This window comes from Rhodococcus sp. 27YEA15, from assembly GCF_049739425.1.
Classification (GTDB): domain Bacteria; phylum Actinomycetota; class Actinomycetes; order Mycobacteriales; family Mycobacteriaceae; genus Rhodococcus_F.
This window is the reverse complement of record NZ_JBMHHW010000001.1, coordinates 4929584-4948118: the sequence shown is the minus strand read 5'-3', so window position 1 is coordinate 4948118 and position 18535 is coordinate 4929584. Positions and strand designations below refer to the sequence as shown.

General features: G+C 63.0%; 17 protein-coding genes and 1 pseudogene. 14 read left to right on the top strand and 4 right to left on the bottom strand.

Annotated features, from left to right (window positions below):
* Positions 1-29 precede the first annotated feature (29 nt).
* The 4 genes from ABH922_RS23175 to ABH922_RS23160 all read left to right on the top strand — a co-directional run bounded on the left by ABH922_RS23175 (position 30) and on the right by ABH922_RS23160 (position 4167).
* Positions 30-1136 carry a PEP/pyruvate-binding domain-containing protein gene (locus tag ABH922_RS23175; RefSeq protein WP_424809162.1) on the top strand — a complete coding sequence of 369 codons (1107 nt, stop codon included), beginning with the start codon at positions 30-32 and terminating at the stop codon, positions 1134-1136.
* Entirely contained in the window at positions 1102-2697 is a 1596-nt protein-coding gene (locus tag ABH922_RS23170) for a PEP-utilizing enzyme (RefSeq protein ID WP_424809161.1), read from the top strand. The genes ABH922_RS23175 and ABH922_RS23170 overlap by 35 nt, the downstream gene beginning before the upstream one ends.
* On the top strand, positions 2681-3313 hold the full coding sequence (locus tag ABH922_RS23165; protein ID WP_424809160.1) for a dTMP kinase: 633 nt from the start codon (positions 2681-2683) through the stop codon (positions 3311-3313). Before ABH922_RS23170 ends, ABH922_RS23165 begins: the two co-directional genes overlap by 17 nt.
* A gap of 104 nt (positions 3314-3417) precedes the next feature.
* Positions 3418-4167, top strand: a complete 750-nt coding sequence (locus tag ABH922_RS23160; RefSeq protein ID WP_424809159.1) for a hypothetical protein — start codon at positions 3418-3420, stop codon at positions 4165-4167.
* Here ABH922_RS23160 and ABH922_RS23155 read toward each other — a convergent pair.
* Positions 4164-6215 carry a CocE/NonD family hydrolase gene (locus ABH922_RS23155; protein WP_424809158.1) on the bottom strand — a complete coding sequence of 684 codons (2052 nt, stop codon included), beginning with the start codon at positions 6213-6215 and terminating at the stop codon, positions 4164-4166. The genes ABH922_RS23160 and ABH922_RS23155 overlap by 4 nt on opposite strands.
* Before the next feature lie 330 nt (positions 6216-6545).
* Between ABH922_RS23155 and ABH922_RS23150 the strand changes: the two genes are divergently transcribed.
* The 7 genes from ABH922_RS23150 (at position 6546) to ABH922_RS23120 (ending at position 15102) form a co-directional block, all read left to right on the top strand.
* Positions 6546-7223, top strand: a complete 678-nt coding sequence (locus tag ABH922_RS23150) for an alpha/beta fold hydrolase (protein ID WP_424809157.1) — start codon at positions 6546-6548, stop codon at positions 7221-7223.
* Positions 7220-8932 (top strand): aminotransferase class I/II-fold pyridoxal phosphate-dependent enzyme, encoded by a 1713-nt coding sequence (locus ABH922_RS23145; protein WP_424809156.1) that lies wholly within the window; start codon positions 7220-7222, stop codon positions 8930-8932. Before ABH922_RS23150 ends, ABH922_RS23145 begins: the two co-directional genes overlap by 4 nt.
* A 478-nt stretch (positions 8933-9410) precedes the next feature.
* Positions 9411-10589, top strand: coding sequence for an ABC transporter substrate-binding protein (locus ABH922_RS23140; protein WP_424809155.1), 1179 nt, complete (start codon positions 9411-9413; stop codon positions 10587-10589).
* Between the two features lie 9 nt (positions 10590-10598).
* Positions 10599-11717 (top strand): FecCD family ABC transporter permease, encoded by a 1119-nt coding sequence (locus tag ABH922_RS23135; RefSeq protein ID WP_424809154.1) that lies wholly within the window; start codon positions 10599-10601, stop codon positions 11715-11717.
* Positions 11714-12526 (top strand): ABC transporter ATP-binding protein, encoded by an 813-nt coding sequence (locus ABH922_RS23130; protein ID WP_424809153.1) that lies wholly within the window; start codon positions 11714-11716, stop codon positions 12524-12526. The genes ABH922_RS23135 and ABH922_RS23130 overlap by 4 nt, the downstream gene beginning before the upstream one ends.
* A gap of 38 nt (positions 12527-12564) precedes the next feature.
* On the top strand, positions 12565-13872 hold the full coding sequence (locus ABH922_RS23125; protein ID WP_424809152.1) for an NtaA/DmoA family FMN-dependent monooxygenase: 1308 nt from the start codon (positions 12565-12567) through the stop codon (positions 13870-13872).
* A 27-nt stretch (positions 13873-13899) separates the two neighbouring features.
* The gene (locus ABH922_RS23120) at positions 13900-15102 is read left to right on the top strand and encodes a PLP-dependent aminotransferase family protein (protein ID WP_424809151.1); all 1203 of its coding nucleotides are present in this window, start codon (positions 13900-13902) and stop codon (positions 15100-15102) included.
* 27 nt (positions 15103-15129) lie between these two features.
* Here the strand turns inward: ABH922_RS23120 and ABH922_RS23115 are convergent, their stop codons facing one another.
* Positions 15130-15903 (bottom strand): LLM class F420-dependent oxidoreductase, encoded by a 774-nt coding sequence (locus ABH922_RS23115; protein ID WP_424809150.1) that lies wholly within the window; start codon positions 15901-15903, stop codon positions 15130-15132.
* 85 nt (positions 15904-15988) lie between these two features.
* The gene (locus ABH922_RS23110) at positions 15989-16126 is read right to left on the bottom strand and encodes a hypothetical protein (RefSeq protein WP_424809149.1); all 138 of its coding nucleotides are present in this window, start codon (positions 16124-16126) and stop codon (positions 15989-15991) included.
* A gap of 13 nt (positions 16127-16139) precedes the next feature.
* Here ABH922_RS23110 and ABH922_RS23105 point away from each other — a divergent pair, with 13 nt between their 5' ends.
* The 3 genes and pseudogenes from ABH922_RS23105 (at position 16140) to ABH922_RS23095 (ending at position 18130) form a co-directional block, all read left to right on the top strand.
* Positions 16140-16841 (top strand): erythromycin esterase family protein, encoded by a 702-nt coding sequence (locus ABH922_RS23105; RefSeq protein WP_424809148.1) that lies wholly within the window; start codon positions 16140-16142, stop codon positions 16839-16841.
* 87 nt (positions 16842-16928) lie between these two features.
* Positions 16929-17537, top strand: a complete 609-nt coding sequence (locus ABH922_RS23100) for a ClpP family protease (RefSeq protein WP_424809147.1) — start codon at positions 16929-16931, stop codon at positions 17535-17537.
* A gap of 4 nt (positions 17538-17541) precedes the next feature.
* Positions 17542-18130 (top strand): annotated as a pseudogene (locus ABH922_RS23095) (ClpP family protease).
* Between the two features lies 1 nt (position 18131).
* Here ABH922_RS23095 and ABH922_RS23090 read toward each other — a convergent pair.
* Positions 18132-18500: a helix-turn-helix domain-containing protein gene (locus tag ABH922_RS23090; RefSeq protein WP_424809146.1), complete on the bottom strand. Its 369-nt coding sequence runs from the start codon at positions 18498-18500 to the stop codon at positions 18132-18134.
* Positions 18501-18535 lie beyond the last annotated feature (35 nt).

The following is an 18535-nucleotide window of genomic DNA, read 5'->3' as shown; positions in this document are numbered from 1 at the left end:
GGGCTCATCACACACGAGACGAGTTGATCATGTTTCTGCTCACCAACGATCAAGTGGCCGCGAAAGATGCGCGGAACATCGGGGGAAAGGCAATGGGGTTGGCGCGTTTGCGCGAAGCCGGTGCCACCGTGCCGCGGTGGACGGTGATCGGTGCCGACGCTTTCGCCGCACACTTGACGCGCGGTGACATCCCCGAGTTGCGCCGTGTCTTGGAGGCGACGGCCGATCTTGCCGACTGTGTCGGTCCGGCCGAGCGGTTACGCCAGGCCATTGTCGATACCGCCGTCGACCCGGTTCTGGCCGAGGAGGTGGCCGAGGTGGTCGCACATCTCGATCACGTCGCCGTCCGTAGTTCGGCGCTCGGAGAAGACGGGGCGAAGCGCTCGTACGCCGGAATCTACGAGACCTACCTCTTCCGCTCCGGTGCCGATCAGGTACTCGAGTCGATTCGGCGCTGTTGGGCTTCGGCTTTCGGTATGCGTGCACTGCACTATCGTCGCGACCTCGATGACGGCGCGCTCGTAACCGACGTCGCCGTGATCATCCAGGAAATGGTGGCCGGTGACGTCTCCGGAGTGCTCTTCACCTCCAATCCTGTCACCGGGGTACCAGACGAGGCGATTCTCAGTGCCTGCTGGGGGTTGGGCGAGGGGGTGGTCAGCGGAGCCTGTGCAGTCGACGAGTTCGTTCTGACGCATGGGGGAGTGGAGGTTTCGTCCACCATCGCGGACAAGGACATCGAGTTCGTCCGTGCCGAGAGCGGCGGAGTAGTCGAACGCCCGGTAGAACTCGGCCGCAGATTGCAGCGCTGCCTGGAACCGGCGCAGGCCACCGCGCTGGTTCGGGAGGGTGTGCGAATCGCCGCCGAACTCGGTGCGCCGCAGGACATCGAGTGGACCCTGCGCGGAGGCGAGATCGTCATGCTGCAAACCCGTCCGATCACTGCGCGGCCGACGGCTCCCGACCACGCGCCGCTGGGTAGTTGGCGAACGGTCTGGGACAACAGCAACGTTCAGGAGAGTTTCAACGGAGTGACCACGGCGTTGACGTTCTCGTGGGCCGCGAAAGTCTACGAGGTCATCTTTCGGGAGGACGTTACGCATGATCGGAGTTCCCGAACGTTCGGTGCAACGTAACGACAAAGTGCTCCGAAACATGGTCGGACTGGTCTCGGGCCGGGTGTATTACAACATCGACAACTGGTATCGCGTACTACGGCTGGTGCCGTTTTTCGATCGAAACAAAGAGGACGTCGAGAAGATGATCGGGGTGGAAAATCCCGTCGACTTCATCGAAGGGATCCACCCGAGCGTTCGTGACCGGCTGGCGCAGATCCCTCGATTGGCGCCGGTAGCAGTGGGCTTGGGCTGGCGAATGCTCAACCGTACCAGTATGGTCGAGAATTTTCAGAGTGAGGTCGGTGCGGCGATCGCCGACATCAGGCGGCGTCAGAGCTCGGCCGAAGATCTGGTGGAGTTGGTCGCTCTTGCCGACGACGGACTTGCCCTGTTCGAACGGTGGGCGGTGCAGATCCTCAACGATTTGTACCTGAGTAACCAGACCGGGCGGGCCAGGAGAATCCTCGAAGAAAGTGGGGTACCGGCGGCGGAAGAGATGATCGCCGGGCTGTTGGCGTCGGAAGAAGCCGTCGAATCCTTGCAGCCGACACTGATTCTGATGCGTCTGGCCGCGAGCATCCGGGGCGACAAGATCTGCCGCGACGCACTTTTCGGATCCGATCCGCGTTCGGCGTACGAAGCCCTGTGCGCGGTATCGCCCCGGGCGACGGTGGCATTGCGCCGTTTCGTCGAGTTGTACGGCGACAGGTGTATCGGCGAGCAGAAACTCGAGACGATCTCGTTCCGACAGGACCCGTCCTTCATCGTGTCGATTTTGCGAAACTACGTCGACGACGACACTCTCGACCCTGAGGCTTTCGAGCGCTCGCAACGAGAACGCCAGGCGCGCGTCGAGCGCACCGTACTCGACGGATTCACCGGTTCGCGTCGCCGGAAGCTCGAGAAAGCGGTTCGTAAGGCACGCCTCGCCATGCGTGACCGAGAGCGGATGCGGCTGAACCGAACTCGAATCGTGGGAGTAGGTCGGTCCATCTATCTGCGGGTCGGTGAGTTGCTGTTCGCTGCCGGGCAGTTGGACGATCCGCGTCAGGTCTTCCACTTGACGATGGACGAGATCAAAGCGTTCGCGGAGGGGCGATCGACGACGTCGGATCTTGCGGCAGTGGCGCGTGCTCGGATCGAGGAGTTCGCGCGGTACGAAGAGGCGGATCCGCCCAATCAGTTCGAGACGCTCGGCCCACCGACCATGTCGACCGAACGCGCGGCTGCGCCTGCAGGCAACGACGGCCGGATTCTGCGGGGGACAGGTTGCTGGCCGCAGACGGTCGAAGGCGCTGTGCAGGTTGTCCTCGATCCCGCCGACAACCTCGACGTGCGGGGAAAGATCCTGACTACCGTGCGTACCGATCCGGGCTGGGGCCCCCTGTTCCCGAGTGTGAAGGGTCTGTTGATCGAACGCGGCAGCACGCTGTCGCACTCGGCGGTTCTCTCCCGCGAGTTGGGCATCCCGGCTGTCGTGGGTATCCCGGGATTGATGTCGATCATTCGTGACGGCGAGAGGGTCCGCCTGGACGGTGGTTCCGGAATTGTGGAGCGACTCGATGAACCCGAAGACTGAACCCCGACTCGTCTGCGTCAGCGGCGCCGACGCCTCCGGAAAGAGTACGCAGGTCGACGCCGTGGTTCGTAGGTTGAGCGGCGAAGGTGTGCGCGCACGGGCAGTGGGTATCTGGGACGCACTCGACGACACCGACGTGGTTGCGGCACTACCGTTCGGGAGCCGGTCCGACGTGTATGCCTATCTGCGGGTCTTGAGCCCCCGGTCACGAGTCCATTTCCTTTTTCACGCACTGCATCTCGCCCTAGACCTGGCCCGGGCCACGTCACCGGAGGTGATCGTGCTCAACGCGTACTGGTACAAGTATTTCGCCACCGAAGTCGCTCACGGCGGGGACATGCAGTCGATGCGTTTACTGGCGGCAGGATTCCCACTGCCCCAACTGACGTTCTTCCTCGACATCTCGGCCGAAACCGCGCTCTCGCGCAAAGTGTCCCGTAGTGATTACGAGAGCGGCTACGGCGACGAGAGCGCGTTTCTCACGTTCCAGAGAACCAGTCACGCGATTCTCGGGTCACTCGCCGACGAGCTGGATTGGGTGGTACTCGACGGTACTCGCGCCCCGGAAGAGCTCGGCCGTTCGATCCTCGCCGGGATACGGGCAGGCGTGCTGTGACGACGTCTCGGCCGGTCCGCCGGGTCGCAGTGGTGGGGATCGACGGGTGCGGAAAGTCGTCGGTCACAGCGCGATTACGTGAAAGGTCGATCTTCGGTGGGCAAGTGACGACTATCAGTTGCCCGGATTTCCACCACACCGTCAACGGTCCGCTACACGAGTTGTCCAGGGCGCTCAAGGCGGCGAGCGACGCGGCCGATCGAGTCGGCAATCCGGTACTCAAGGTTGCGATGCTGTATCTGCGTATGACGCTCTACGGGCCGGTCGAAAGGTTCTTCCTCGACACGTACGAGCCGGACGTGCTCGTGTGCGAGCGGCATCCTCTCGTCGAGACGTTCGTGTACGCACCGCTCTACGCGCAGCTGTCGCAAGGCGTACGGCGTGACCGGTCCGCGCTGACGGAGATGTTCGCGCTGGCGGAGGAACTGGAGCCCGGTGCCACCGTCGCCGTCGAGAGGTGGCGGCACCGTCACGGTCGTCGGGTAGGTACAGGTTCGGATGTATGGACGGTGATCGACGAGATCGTCGCCGCACTCGACCGGGGGCCTGCGGCGGCACTGGACACCTTTGCCGCGGCCTACCGCACAGCCTTACCGGATCAAGTGCTCTGGCTGGACACCGCACCGACAGTCGCGGCCGGTCGCTGCGCCGAACGGGGTGGTCTCGAAACCCATGAGAGCGAAGCAAATCTGAGGAAACTTCGGGGCTTGTACAGTCGGGTGTCGACGACGCTGCCCGGCGCGTTCCCCGACATGTCCTTCGAGCGCGTCGCCGTCGGGGACGACGACACGCTCGAGGACGTGGTGGGCGCCTGCATCGAACGAGTTGGGCTGCAGGAGATCGGGATGCGCTAGCCGATGGCGACGTTGCTGGGAAGGTTGATCCAGCTGGGGCTGTTCGGATCGATCACCACGTGTTCCGGCCGCAGCCCGGTATCGGCAGAAACCGGTCCCAACGAGATCGCCTTCGGGAAATTGAAGGCGTACACATCCACTCGCAGTCGATGCCCGGGTTGCAGCACGGCGTCGGTGGCGTGAGTGCCGATGTCGAGAGCGGTGACCTCACCCGGGGTGACCAACGCCCGGTTGGCGAGGTCGAGGGTGTAGACCGGATCGGTCAGGTCACCGTTCGCCGAGTACCCGGACTGCGCGGTGTCGAGGGTGTTACGCAGCGACGTGGTCAGTGAACCCGAGCTGATCACCTGCGAACGGCCGTCCGGGGCGACATCGGTCACCATCACCGCGAAGAATCCGTCGGTGGCGTCGACCTGTGTGTTGAGGTGCACGTTGATCGGTCCGCTGATGTCGGTCGCCACGGCCACCGGTGCAGAGGTGAAGGTGAGCGCATTGCTTTCGGCGAGCCGGGTGTCGTCGGTGCACATCGGAAGTATCACGAGCATGCCGGTGCTGGCCTGGGTCGCGTCGTTCGAACACAGCGTGCTCAGCCCGGGAGCAATGGTCCAGCGAGCGAACGAGGACGGGGGAGTGCTCGACAAAGACCCGTCGGCCACGGCATGTCCCGCGGTTCCGCTGCTGGTGGCGTCGAGGTACAGACGACGGTATTCCTGTCCTTCGCGCGGGAAGGTTCCCGATTGAACCCAGCCGCCGCCGAGTTGATGAACCGTGGCGGGTGAGTATCGGTCGATGCCGTTGTCGATTCCCTTGAGCCACTTGTCGAACCATGCACGCTGCAGAACGTCGAGGCGTGGCGGCTGATTTTCGCCGCCCATGTCCGCACCCGGCGTGATGTGGAAACCGCTGCCCATGATCAGTTTCTTCTTGTCGGCACCGAGCGAGCTCAATTGATCGAGTGAACGCCATTCGGCGTTGGTGAAGAGGTCGTGCCAGCCGCCGACCACGAAGGTGGGCGTGGTGATGGCGGAAGCGTCCGTGAGATAGGCGTTCCGACGGGCGGATTCGGGATCGGTCAGTTCGCGGGTGCCCGCAGACAGTGCGGATTCGGACGGGGCGAAGAGAGCTTCGGCCAATTCGGGAAAGTACGTCAGCGGCTCGGCGAGCCGGTCTTGAAGCCACTTGGCGTCGAACTCGCCTCGTAACATCGATTGCACGTCGGGAATGAATTTGGTCGAGTTCACCAATGCCAACCACAGCGAGAGGAAGCCGACACCGAAGCCGCCACCAGGAGCGATGACGTCCCGGGCCAGATCGGTCATCGGTTCGACGGCGAAGAGGGCGTCGAGACCCTGGGGTTGCTTCGCCGCCACCTGGAGTTGGTTGACTGCGGAATACGAGACGCCGCTCATTCCGAGCTTCCCGTCGGACCACGGTTGGCTCCGTGCCCAATCGAGGACGTGTGGCGTGTCGCTCTGCTCCAGGTCGTCGAACACACCCCACGTGCCCTGCGAGGTGCCGGTGCCGCGGGCGTCCACGACCACTTGTGTGTATCCACTTTGGATCAGCGTGCGATCGACGCCGAACAGGTACGGGAGTCCGCCGCCGATCATGTTCTGGAGTGGCTCCAGGCCGGACAGCGGTGTGCCCGTGAGGTTGAGCGAGTTGATGAAATCGAGCAGCAGGGGCGACAACGTCGGTGTGCTTATCGCCGCATCGACGAGGGTCGTGACCAGCTTGTTGTAGGGCGTGATGTTGACGATGACCGGATTCTGATCGGCGGTCGGTACTCCGGCTGCGTCTGCCGGGCGGTAGACGTCCCCACGGAGTACGACGCCGTCGGGCATCGTGATGGGGACACTGTTCTCCACGCTGACCCCCGGATACTTCGGCGGCCCGTCTTGTGTTGCCGTCCATTCAGGGGGGTTCAGCCCGGGATCCGCGGGCGTCGGCGCTGCTATCGCGCCGCCCGACCACAACGTCAACGCTGCGGCGGTCAACGTCATGGTCGTGCCGATAGCCAATAATTTGCGCACTGTCGACGAGTACATGGAACCCCCTGTGATTCAAGTTACTTGATAGTAGGTATCTGGCCCCGGTCTCGCAAGTATCGGAATACCAGGGGTATGCGTCCAGGTGAACTCGTCCTCTGTCGAGTTAGACGAATCTGTACCAGATGGCTGTGACGATACCCACTGACTTGCTGTGAGATCACACGAACCCCCGCGCCGGTGCGCGGATCGGGAGTGCGGACACCCGTCGGCGACTCGCCGGGGTTCGGGTCCGGTTGACCGAAAATCTTCTCCACTCGACTACCGCTTTCTAAGCTCGATTCCGACCCAGGTCGCCATTGAGGTGCGTTTGATCAGGAAGAGGCAGTGATGAGTTCCGTGCACGTCCAGGAGTGGGGTTCGGGAGACCGAGTCGCCGTGCTGATCCATGGCCTCGGCAATTCGCGAGACTCCTGGTGGCAGGTCGGGCCGGCGCTGGCCGACGAGGGCTACCGGGTACTCGCGGTCGATCTGCCCGGCCACGGAAAGAGCGCACCACTCCAGCGGTACACCGTCGATGCACTGGCTCAGGCTGTGATCGACAGCGTCCCCGAGCGCCCGGATCTTGTCGTCGGGCACTCGTTGGGTGGCCTCGTTCTTGCCGCCGCCGTTGATACGTTGCTTCCCGGCCGAGCGGTGTACGTCGATCCGGCATGGCGAATCGACTCGGCCCCGGTACCCCAGTTCGCGGCGCAGAAGGAGTGGGCGCTCGCCGACCTGGAACAGGCATACCCACACTGGAATCCGGAAAGTCGGAATCGCAAGTTGGCGGCACTCGCCGACTGGGATACGCGAATTCTCGAGGATCTCCCGAACTTCGTCGTACCTGACCCGGACAAGGCGATCGTGCCGTCCCTCGTGCTCCTGGCCGATCCCAGCTCACTGATCCCGGCTGAACGCGCGGAGCAGTTGCGTGCCGATGGATTCGACGTGGTCACGGTCGCCGGAACCGGCCATACGGTTCATCTCGACGACGTCGACGCGTTTCTGGCCGCCCTCCGCGCATGACGAGATCGGAGAAGACTCTGCACGTACGTGAGGTGTCCTGGTTCGATCGAGATGCCGAGGCTCTCCGGGCGGCAATGGCCGCCGAGGTCGGACCCCGCTATGCGGACCGTGTCTCCGACGCCGTTCGTAACGGTGCGAACGCCGTGGATCCCGAGTCGATCCATCTGACTGTCGTCGTATACAACGGCTCGGATGCGGTGGGGCATGCGGCGCTTCGGTGGAACGGCGAAGACCTGGAACTCAAACGAATGTTCGTCCGCCCCGACCATCGCGGATCCGGGGTGTCGAGCCTTCTGCTTCGCGTGGTCGAAGACGCCGCTGCACAGGCGGGCCGTCCACGTCTGATTCTGCAGACCGGAGACCGTCAGCCGGACGCCGTCCGACTGTACGAGAAGAGCGGATACACCCGAATACCGATTTTCCCGCCATACGAACAGATGCCGTTCTCGAACTGTTTCGAGAAGCTCCTGCCTGAATTTACATCGAAGAAAGGTCACCCGGACATGACTTCCGTGGACGATCCCACCACCGCACTGTCTCAACTCATCACCCGGAAGATCACCTCACCCGGATTCGGCCCCGCGGCAGTGGATCTACCACCGTCCGCGATACGCCTGCTCGGTGGAGTGCCTGCCGATGAAGCACTTCCCGGCGCGGAACTGGCCCGAGCCTATGCTCACGTCCTCTCGGATGGGGCCAGAAGTATTGCAGCGTTGCAATATTCATCTGCTCAGGGGATCGAGCCCTTGCGTGGGTGGATCGCGGCCCATGAGGGCGCCGACGCCTCGAACGTGACGGTGACCAACGGGGCCCTGCACGGGTTGAGCCTGGTCTTCGCGGCCCTGCTCGACCCGGGCGACGTCGTCGCCGTGGAGAGTCCCACCTTTCCGATGGCACTGCACGTGCTCGATCACTACGGAGCGCGCGTGCAACCGGTACGGTCCACCGCGACCGGATTGGATCTCGATGCCTTCGAGCAAGAACTTCGGGCCGGCAACATCCCCAAGATTTTCTACGTCATTCCGGATTTTCAGAATCCGACCGGAACCACACTCCCGGTCTCGGATCGGGCAAGGCTGGTGGAACTGGCCGAGAAGTACGGCTTCGTCGTGCTCTCGGACAATCCCTATCGCGAACTTCGGTTCCGCGGTGAGGCTGTTGCCGACCTGACTCTGGAAAGCGATCGGGTAGTCCGCGTCAACACCTTCGCCAAGACGCTGGGGCCGGGTCTGCGAACGGGCTGGATCGTCGCAGCGCCGTGGCTGACCACGGCGCTGCTGCGGTTGCGAAGCAATTCCGACCAGCATTCTTCGCTGGTGACCCAGTCCGCGTTGGTGGAGTTGCTCGACAGTCCAGGCGTCTTCGCCGGCATCGTCGAACGTGCGCAGGGCATCTATCGGCTACGCGCCGACGCCCTGGGAGCGGCACTGACCGAAGAGTTGGGAGACCAGGTGGTGGTTCCGGCGATCGAGGGCGGGATCTTCTCGTGGATCACCTTCACCGATTCGGCACTTGATCTGACGCAGCTCAGGGCGACCGCGAACAAGCTCGGAGTCGAGTTCTCGCTCGGACAGTACTTCGATCCGGCGCGAAGTGGATTGTATGCGAACAATATTCGGATAGGTTTCAGTAACCGGACGCCTGAGCAGCTGGTGCTCGGTGCGAGTTTGATCGCGCAGGCGGTCCCCGCCCGAGCGCCTCTCCACTAGCGGGCACTCCTAAGAAGGCCCACAGGGCGCAGCCCCTGCCACGACGCCGTCGGCTATCGAGCCGGCGGCGTCGTTCGCTTTCTGCCGGCTGGTGCACCACCGCTCGAACTTAACGATAGGTGAAGCTGAGCTTGATCTGTAAAGTGTTGCCCCAGTTGCATTCTCGAGGTGTTTCGATCAGCCGGAGGATAATTCTGGAAGTCCGATGCAGAACCGGACATACTCACTTCCAGCGAGTGGCGAGTCTACGTCACCGCCGAGCACGTCTGCTCATGAGAGCACGGCCGAACGAAAGGAGCCGCACTGTGTGTTGCTGTCCTTGCCGTTCGCACCGGCTCACTGTTCGCTTTCCGTGAGAACGAACCTCACCTCGCTCTGACACCACGCCGGGCCATGCCGGGCCGTCGTGTCAGCGATCCCCGTATTCACCTGCGCTGTCACGACCAGACAGGTTACTTGCCTTCGATCAGGAGTACCCGTGCCCGTTCCGAACCGTTTCGCCCTCAGATCCGCGACAGTGAGTCGTCGAGAACTCGGCCGTTGGGCCGCGTTGTCGGCCACGGCGCTCGGCGGCCTGAGCCTGGCGGCCTGCTCCACCTCGTCCGGCACCTCGCCGGTGAGCAACGCCGTGGCCGCTACCGGCGCGATCGTCGACGAGACCGGTCGGACGATCGAACTGGATCTACCTGCGAAGAGCGTAATCTCAGGACTCGGTGGCAACCAGTACATCCTCGAGCTCATTCGTGCGGTCGGCGGTGAAGATCGGGTGGTGGGGGCAACTGCGAGCCAGATCACGACAGATGGCTGGTCGGGTTACTGGGACAGCTTCAAGGGCATCAACGACAACACCCTGGTTGCTGGTCAAACCGGGGGGTTCAATTACGACAAAGTTCTTGAATTGAACCCTGACGTGTTGATCACGGGAAGCAACAGTCCGTGGCAGGAAGCGGAATCGAAGCTGTCGCCCTTCGGAATCAAGGTGATCGTCTTGTCCGCCTGGGAGCCGAGATTCTCCGATGTCAACGTCGAACTGTTGGGCAAACTCCTCGGTACCGAGGATCAGGCACGCAAATACGAGGAGGCGATACCCGGCGCTATCGAGACGCTGCTCTCGCAGCGACTCGCCGGCCTTGACGACAAAGACAAGAAGCGCGTCTATTTCGAGGCGGCAACAGATTACGTGGCCGGTGTGCCCGGTGGGTGGGATTGGGTGATCCGCTACGCGGGCGGGTCGAATATCTACTCGGACATTCAGATCAACGGTGGCCTCGGCTGGAACGAGTACACGGTGGAACCCGCTGACATCGTGTCCCGAAATCCGGCATTCATCATCAAGAACGGCGTCCAGGGCTTGCCGCAGGGTTTCTACCAGCCGTGGCCGAAGGACAAGTTCGTCAGCACTGCCAAGTCGATAGTCGACCGCCCCGGATTCGCCGGCCTCGATGCGATCCGAGATGGCAATCTGTGGGTCACCAACAACTACCTGCTCAGCTCCGCATCGAAATGGATTGGCGCACTGTATCTTGCGAGCTGGTTGTACCCTGACCGATTCGAAGGTGTGGACAAGGAGGAATACTTCCGCGCGTGGGTGCAGGACTATCAGCATTCCACCTATATCCCGGACAACCAGTACTTCTACCACCACGAGACGGCGTAGGGGCTCTCGATGACAGATCTGGCGCAACAGACCGAACCGGGAAACTCGACCACTCCGTCGGGCCTCGCCGCTTTCCGGATCTTCAGCAGATCGGACCGCGGACGTCGGGTGATCATCTTCTCGGGAACTGCTGTGACACTGCTGGTCTCGCTATGGGCTCTGACTTTCGGTGGCAATGCGGTGGGCATCGGCGACGCGGTGAGTGCGCTGTGGGCGAAACTCACCTTCGCATCGGCGCCCGATACCGGAACGGCCCGCCTGTACCTGCAAGTGTGGGAACTACGGGTACCGCGTGTGCTTCTCAGCCTGGTAGCCGGCGCGGCGCTGGCGGTGGCCGGTGTTCTCTTCCAGGGCCTGCTCCGTAATCCGTTGGTCAGCCCGTACACTCTGGGCATTGCTCCTGCCGCGGCATTCGGCGCGTCGTACGCCATCGTGTTCATCGGGTCGGGTGCAGCCGGGCTGTCCAGCTCCGTGTGGGTGGTCATCGGTGCCCTGACGGTGGCGATCATCAGTTCCATCTTCGTGTTGGCTCTCGGCGCAACCAAGCGAGGCGACCCGTCGACACTGATTCTGTTGGGTATCGCGGTCACGCAGTTCTTCACCGCGGCCACGTCGGCGCTGCAGTTCACCGCCGACCAGGAGACACTCGCACTCATCACGCAGTGGATGTGGGGTTCTGTCAACGGCGCGATCTGGAGTCAGGTACTCATCGTCGCGGTCCTCTTCTTCGTTGCATACCCGTTTGTGCAACGAAAAGCCGGTTCGGTCAATGCGATTGCCTTCGCAGGCGACGACGCAGCCAAGAGTCTCGGTGTGCCGGTCGCGCAGACGAGGCTGTCATTGATCGCCGTTGCGGTCGTCCTCACGGCGGTGACGATCAGTTTCACCGGCATCATCGGTTTCGTCGGCTTGGTGGCGCCGCACATCGCACGTCTTCTCATCGGTTCCAATCACCGTTTCCTGCTTCCGTTCTCGGCCATCGTCGGCGGACTTCTGCTGGTTGTAGCAGATTCCGTGGGGCGCACCGTCCTCAATCCCGCAGTGGTTCCCGTCGGCATCGTCGACGCACTGATCGGTGCACCGGTCTTCCTCTACCTCATCCTCGCGAAGAAAAGAGCACACTCATGACACTGACCATCGAGAACCTGCACTTCGGATACGGACGCCGAAAGATCCTGCACGGAGTCAATGTCAGTGCGCACCGCGGCGAACTACTCGGTTTACTCGGCCCCAACGGCTCGGGTAAGTCGACAGTCCTCAAGAACATTGCGCGCATTCACAAACCGACCAGTGGCTCGTTCCTGTGGGACGGAACGACGTCCCTCGAAGATCTGAGCCGCCGCGATCTGGCTCGACTGGTCGCCTACGTGCCGCAAACCATCGACGTCTCCTTCGAGCTGTCGGTACGTGAGGCCGTGGTGCTGGGCCGCACACCGCATTTCGGTGGACGCCCGTCCGCGCAGGACTGGGAGCACGTGGACCGCGCGATCGAGCTCCTCGGCCTCGCCGAACTGCAGGAACGATCGGTGACCGAGTTGTCCGGTGGTCAGGCGCAGCGTGTGCTCATTGCCCGCTCTCTGGCGCAGGAACCCAGCATTCTCCTGCTCGACGAACCTACGAGTGCGCTCGACATCAAATATCAACTACAAACACTGAGGCTGGCGCGGAAGATCACTCGAACCTCCGGCGTTGCCGCCGTCATCGCCATTCACGATCTCAGTCAGGCGGCACGTTATTGCGATCGGATCGCCTTCCTGCAGGGTGGACACGTGGTGGCAAGTGGTGTCCCCGCCGAGGTGATCACGGCAGAGCGGATCGAGGAGATCTACGGTATCGAGGTCAGTGTCATCGAAGCCAACGGATCGGTGCAGGTCATTCCTCGCGACGAACCCGACGTCTACGTCAGCGACGCCACTCCGGCTTTCGCTGCCGCCTGACATTTCATCGAGTAGAACCCAAACCTGGAGATATTGACGTGTCCACTGGAAACGATCGCCGCATTCGACTGGGCCTGTTGACCAACGCGCCCGGAAATTCGCTGCCCGGAGAACTTCGCCCCGGTGACGTCCGACATCCGGGTCGAGTGCTGGACCATTACATACAGTTGGCTCGAACTGTCGAGAAGGCCCGCTTCGACGTACTGTTCGCTGCCGACGGTGTGACCTCCGATACCGAGCTGGGAGCCAAACCGGAACCGATCACCCTGTTCTCTGCGCTCGCAACCGTGACGGAGAACATCGGATTGGTTCCCACCGTCTCGACCACGTTCACCGCACCTTTCAATCTGGCCAGGCAGCTACAGTCCCTCGATCACCTCTCGGGTGGACGGGTCGGGTGGAACGCAGTGACCTCGGCTGCCGGTGAGCAGAATTTCTCGGACGCACCGCTACCCGCCCACGAGGCCCGGTACCGTCAAGGCCTCGAACATGTTTCGGTGGTGACGGCGCTGTGGGATTCGTGGGCGGAGGACGGTACTACCAGTCCCATCGATCATCGCGGTGAGTTCTATTCCGTGCAGGGGCCGCTTCCGTTGGCCAGGTCCAGGCAAGGCCGCCCGGTTCTCTTCCAAGCCGGATCATCATCGGACGGAACAAGTTTTGCCGCCCAGTTCGCCGAAGGCGTGTACACCGCCCAGCAAACCTTGGCGGGAGCACAGAGCTTCTATCGAGAACTCAAGGCGAAGACCGCTGCGGCCGGCCGTGATCCGCGGAACATTCTGGTGTTGCCGGGAGTGAGCACCACTATCGGCGGTACCGAAGCCGAGGCACTGCGTATCGACGACGAACTCTTCGACGCCGGATACACCGCGGCATCACTGACGGCTCTCGAGAACCAACTGGCCGGAGTGGACCTCTCCGGACTCGGCCTCGACGAGCGTATCCCGGCGACTCTGCTGCCGCCGACCAATTCTGTGCAGGGCAGACAGAGTCGGTACGAGGTGTTCCGTGAACTTGCGGTCGACGAGGGACTGACCGTCCGGGAACTGGTCAAAGTGCAGCAGCGCTCCGCCGGTCACGGCCGCGCCGTCGGCTCACCAGAGCAGATCGCCGATCGCCTCACCGAGTGGTTCCGCGGCTACGGCGCGGACGGATTCATCGTCATGCCGGGACAGGGGGCCGGAGGTGTCGAAGCGTTCACCGAACACGTCGTTCCGATTCTGCAGAAGCGTGGTCTCTTCCGCACCGACTACGAGTCGGACACCCTGCGCGGTAACCTCGGATTGCCGCCGACTCGAGCTTCCGAGTTGCTCGACACGCTCGAATCGCATTCGCGCTCAGCCTGACCCACGCCGCAGAAAGGCTTCTCGAACATGACTTCCGTGCACGACCCCACCGCCGAACTGTCACAACTGCTGGCACGGCCGATCACCTCGTCCGGTTTCGGCCCACCACCACAGAATTTGCCGGCCGACGCGATTCGTCTGGTCGGCGGGGTACCGGCCGACGAGGCGCTGCCCATCGAAGAGTTCGCCCGCGCTTTCGCGACAGTGTTTGCCGACCGTGCCACCGGAGCAGCGGCTTTGCAGTACTCGGCGTCGCATGGGATCGCACCGCTGCGCACGTGGATCGCCGAACGAGAGGGCGCTGACGCCTCGGACGTCGTGGTCACCAACGGCGCCCTGCACGGCTTGAGCCTGATCTTTGCCGCCCTTCTCGATCCCGGCGATCTGGTGGCAGTGGAAAGTCCCACCTTTCCGGTAGCGCTGCGCGTACTCGACCACTACGGAGCTCGGCTCCTTCCGGTGCGAACCACCGACTCCGGGCTCGACCTCGACGGATTCGAACTCGAACTCCGAGCAGGCAACGTCCCCAAGATCTTCTATGTCATCCCCGACTTCCAGAACCCGACCGGGACGACGCTGCCTGCTGCCGATCGCACACGGCTGGTGGAACTGGCCGAGCACTTCGGTTTTGTGCTCGTCTCCGACAACCCGTACCGGGAGCTCCGGTTCCGGGGCGAGCCGATCGACGATCTGAGTTTGGACAGCGACCGCGTCGCGCACGTCAACACGTTCTCGAAAACGCTGGGCCCTGGCCTTCGATCCGGCTGGACCGTCAGTGCACCGTGGCTTCGGGACGCGCAATTGCGTCTGCGATCGAACGTCGATCAGCATGCGTCGTTGGTGACGCAGTCGGCAATCGTGGAACTGGTGCGCGAACCCGGCGTCTTCGACGGGATCGTCGAACGAGCCCAGTCCCTCTATCGGCATCGCGCCGACACCTTGGCATCGGCGCTGACCGCCGAGCTGGGCGACAAGATCTCGATTCCGGAGGCGGAAGGCGGCATCTTCGCGTGGGCCACCTTCACCGATCCGGATATCGATCTGGCGGGCGTGCGGGCGGCCGCCAACACCCTTGGCGTCGAGTTCTCGCTGGGTAGGTATTTCGATCCGGCGCGTAGCGGTCTCTACGCGAACAGTATCCGGCTGGGTTTCAGTAATCGGACTCCGGAAGATCTGATCCTCGGTGCGGGTCGGATTGCGCACGGCTACGCCGGTGCGCCTTTCCGGTAGGGGAGCTACCAAAAAGGCGCACGGGGGCTATGCCTCCTGCTTGTCGCGCCAGCTGATCGCTTCGAGTAGCGTCGTCAGGTCGTAGTCCGGTCCGGTGACTCCGACGGTGAACAGGGTGACGCCGTCGGCGACCAGGCCGGCGGCGTCTTCGGCTCCCGGCCACGACACGGAATGTTCCACCTCGGCCGGGTCACGGCTGACGTCGGCGCAGTGGTCGGCGAGGATGCCGGACTTGCGCAGGTGCGTTTCGCGGTCACCGAAGCTGTGCCACACATCGGCATGCTCGGCCACCAGACGCAGGGTCTTCTTCTCGCCACCACCACCGATGAGGACCGGGATGTGGCGCGTCGGGGCGGGATTGCCCTTCTCGAGGCGGTTGGTGATGCGGGGTAGATACTCACCGAGCAGCTTGAGCCGTGAGCCGGCAGTACCGAAGTCGTAACCGAAGTTGTCGTAGTCCTTCTCGAACCAACCCGCGCCGATCCCGAGGATCAGACGGCCACCGCTGATGTGGTCGACAGTGCGCGCCATATCGGCCAGCAGGTCGGGGTTGCGGTAGCCACCGCCGGACACCAAAGCGCCGATCTCGACGCGTTCGGTCTGCTCGGCCCACGCGCCCAGCATGGTCCAGCACTCGAAATGTTCACCGTCCGGATCGCCGGTCAGTGGATAGAAGTGATCCCAGTTGAAGACGATGTCGACACCGGCGTCCTCCGACCGCAGCACCGCGTCGCGGATCAGCCCGTAATCGGGGGCGTGCTGTGGCTGGAGTTGAACACCGATGCGTACCGGACGAGTCATGCGACACTCCTGAAGAGAAGACAATGTTGTCCCGTCCATTCTGGCCGGGTGAACGCGCCGCCGCCACCGAGACAGAACCGGGAGGCTATGCCTGATCGCGTAGCTCGAGGTAGGCGTGAAGTTGGGCCGCTCCAGCGAGCAGGTGCCGGCTGCGAGTCGTCAGACGCTTCTCCCAGGAATCGGGAAAGAGGTTCATCGCGTCCGCGCTGCCTGCTTCACGCATCGATGTGACGAACTTGAACGAGTTGCTCGGCGACGACGAAGACTGGTCGAATCCGGCCGCCATGTTCGACCCGGTAGCGTCGGTCGGGAATTCCGATCACGCGCGCGCTCTGCGGATCGTCGCGGACGACCTCACCGGTGTTCTGCACCGCGCAGCACCACGCCTGCGCAGTGCCGGAGCGGCAGGATACGACGCTGCTCTGGCACACGCCCGTACCGCACAGGGACTGCTGCGATATCACTCGGCGATGGCCGGTACCGGACCCGATCGCATCGCGGTGCTGCTGAGCATTCGCTCGGCGATGACGGCCGAGAACCTGCTCGCGATCGTCGCGCAGGAGAATCGGCGGGGCCCGTGCGTGGTGTTCGCGCACAACGCCCATCTCCGGAGAATATCCTCTCCCGAACTCGAAGTCGGCAACGAAGTCGGTTGGTCGAATGCGGGTGCGCTGGTAGCGCTTACCCTCGGGGAGCGCTACCTGTTCGTGGCAACCGATGCCGCTCCGGACAGCGATCCGAACACCTTCCAGGGCGCCCTTGCCGCTGCAACCTCCAGGCGATCGCTGTTTCCGGCATCGGCTGTGCTTGCGCCGTCCATCGAAGCCGGGAGACCGATTGTGCCGGGACACATCCCACTGACCCCAGCGGACTTGAGCGATGTCGACGCCGTTGTCTTCATTTCCGACACCGACGGGAAACGGTATCAGTACTGGTAATCCGGATGCCGACGAATGGTCGGTTGTCCGGTCTGCTCACAGCAGACAATCGAGTGCAGCCGGCCGTTGCACCGGTAGGAATGAGCCATGACCACTCCAATGCCCACCGATACCGTCTACCGCGACCTGTTGACGGACAGGTTGTTTCGCCAACGAACAATTTTCCTGACCGGTGAGGTCGACGACGCCATGGCCGAGCGAGCCTGCTCCGAACTGGTGCTCTTGGCTACCACCGATCCCAAGCGCGACATCGTCGTCTGCATCAACTCACCGGGCGGTTCCGTGTCTGCGGGCTTGGCGATCTACGACACCATGAAACTGATTCCCAACGACGTGGTGACCGTGGCGATGGGGTTCGCCGCCAGTATGGGGCAGGTACTTCTCTGCCCCGGCACCCACGGCAAACGGATCAGCTTGGCGCACAGCCGCATCATGATGCACCAGCCCTCCGCCGGTATCGGTGGCACCGCCGTGGACATCGCCATCCAGGCCGAGAGTCTCGAGCTCCTCAAACGGCAGTCGCAGGAGATCCTCGCCGCGGAAACCGGCCGTACCGTCGAGGAAATCGAAGCCGACAGCGACCGGGACCGCTGGTTCACCGCCGAACAGGCCCGCGACTACGGCATGATCGACCGGGTCGTGACGAGTTTCGCCGAAATTGCCCCGCAGGCCACCTTCCCCAAGATCGGACTGTGAACTCATGGCCCAGTACACGATTCCCAACGTCATCGAGCGGACGCCGGCCGGGGAAGCGGTCGTTCGACATCTTCAGCCGACTGCTGAACGAACGGATCGTCTTCCTCGGTACGGAGATCGACGACGGGGTCGCGAACGTCGTCATGGCGCAACTGCTGCATCTGCAGGCCGACACCCCCGAACGTGAGATCGCTCTGTACATCAATTCGCCAGGCGGTTCCACCACCGCGATGCTCGCGATCTACGACACCATGCAGTTCATGAAACCCCCGATGGCAACGTTCTGCATGGGTCAGGCCTCGTCGGCGGCGGCAGTGCTGCTGGCCGCGGGCACACCGGGACGACGTCATGTTCTGGCGCATTCGCGGGTTCTGTTGCATCAGCCGTCCTCGGAGGGAAGGGGAACCATCTCCGATCTGGCTTTGCAGGCGGCCGAGATTCTGCGTGTGCGCGAGCAGACCGAGAACATTCTGAGCAAGCACACCGGTCAGAGCGTGGAGCGCCTTCGGAAAGACACGGATCGGGACCGCATCTTCACCGCGCGGGACGCCGTTGCCTACGGATTGGCCGACACGGTGATCGCTGGTAGCTGACTCACGCCGCCATCAAGACCGGGCCGGAGATGTTCGCCGAACCCTGGACCGACCGCACCGAACCCAACGCGATGATCTTGTTACCCGAGCGGAAGAGTAAGTGTTCCAACGGCATTGCGAGTGCACTGCAAATCGATTGCAAAATCTCCGACGACGGTTCCTTCTTGCCTCGTTCGATCTCGGACAGGTACTGCTTCGACATTCCGACAGCGGCGGCGACGTCACTGAGGGTTCGGTCCTGATCACGGCGCACCTCCCGTAGGACGCGCCCGTACGCTTCGCGGATCAGCGGGGGTTTACGTGCGCGGGCGACCGACTCGGCGAGTTCCGATCCGTTCTCGGCCAGTGTCAATCCGTGGCGCGCATCCATACGCCTAGTATTCCAGAGTCACACCCCGGCCGCCG

Bases quoted from the DNA above. Each gene is read 5' to 3' on its own strand.
- ABH922_RS23130 (WP_424809153.1), top strand. From the start codon at position 11,714: ATGACACTGACCATCGAGAACCTGCACTTCGGATACGGACGCCGAAAG.
- ABH922_RS23165 (WP_424809160.1), top strand. From the start codon at position 2,681: ATGAACCCGAAGACTGAACCCCGACTCGTCTGCGTCAGCGGCGCCGAC.
- ABH922_RS23175 (WP_424809162.1), top strand. From the start codon at position 30: ATGTTTCTGCTCACCAACGATCAAGTGGCCGCGAAAGATGCGCGGAAC.
- ABH922_RS23100 (WP_424809147.1), top strand. From the start codon at position 16,929: ATGACCACTCCAATGCCCACCGATACCGTCTACCGCGACCTGTTGACG.
- ABH922_RS23135 (WP_424809154.1), top strand. From the start codon at position 10,599: ATGACAGATCTGGCGCAACAGACCGAACCGGGAAACTCGACCACTCCG.
- ABH922_RS23145 (WP_424809156.1), top strand. From the start codon at position 7,220: ATGACGAGATCGGAGAAGACTCTGCACGTACGTGAGGTGTCCTGGTTC.
- ABH922_RS23110 (WP_424809149.1), bottom strand. From the start codon at position 16,126: ATGCGTGAAGCAGGCAGCGCGGACGCGATGAACCTCTTTCCCGATTCC.
- ABH922_RS23115 (WP_424809150.1), bottom strand. From the start codon at position 15,903: ATGACTCGTCCGGTACGCATCGGTGTTCAACTCCAGCCACAGCACGCC.
- ABH922_RS23150 (WP_424809157.1), top strand. From the start codon at position 6,546: ATGAGTTCCGTGCACGTCCAGGAGTGGGGTTCGGGAGACCGAGTCGCC.
- ABH922_RS23170 (WP_424809161.1), top strand. From the start codon at position 1,102: ATGATCGGAGTTCCCGAACGTTCGGTGCAACGTAACGACAAAGTGCTC.
- ABH922_RS23120 (WP_424809151.1), top strand. From the start codon at position 13,900: ATGACTTCCGTGCACGACCCCACCGCCGAACTGTCACAACTGCTGGCA.
- ABH922_RS23155 (WP_424809158.1), bottom strand. From the start codon at position 6,215: ATGTACTCGTCGACAGTGCGCAAATTATTGGCTATCGGCACGACCATG.
- ABH922_RS23090 (WP_424809146.1), bottom strand. From the start codon at position 18,500: ATGGATGCGCGCCACGGATTGACACTGGCCGAGAACGGATCGGAACTC.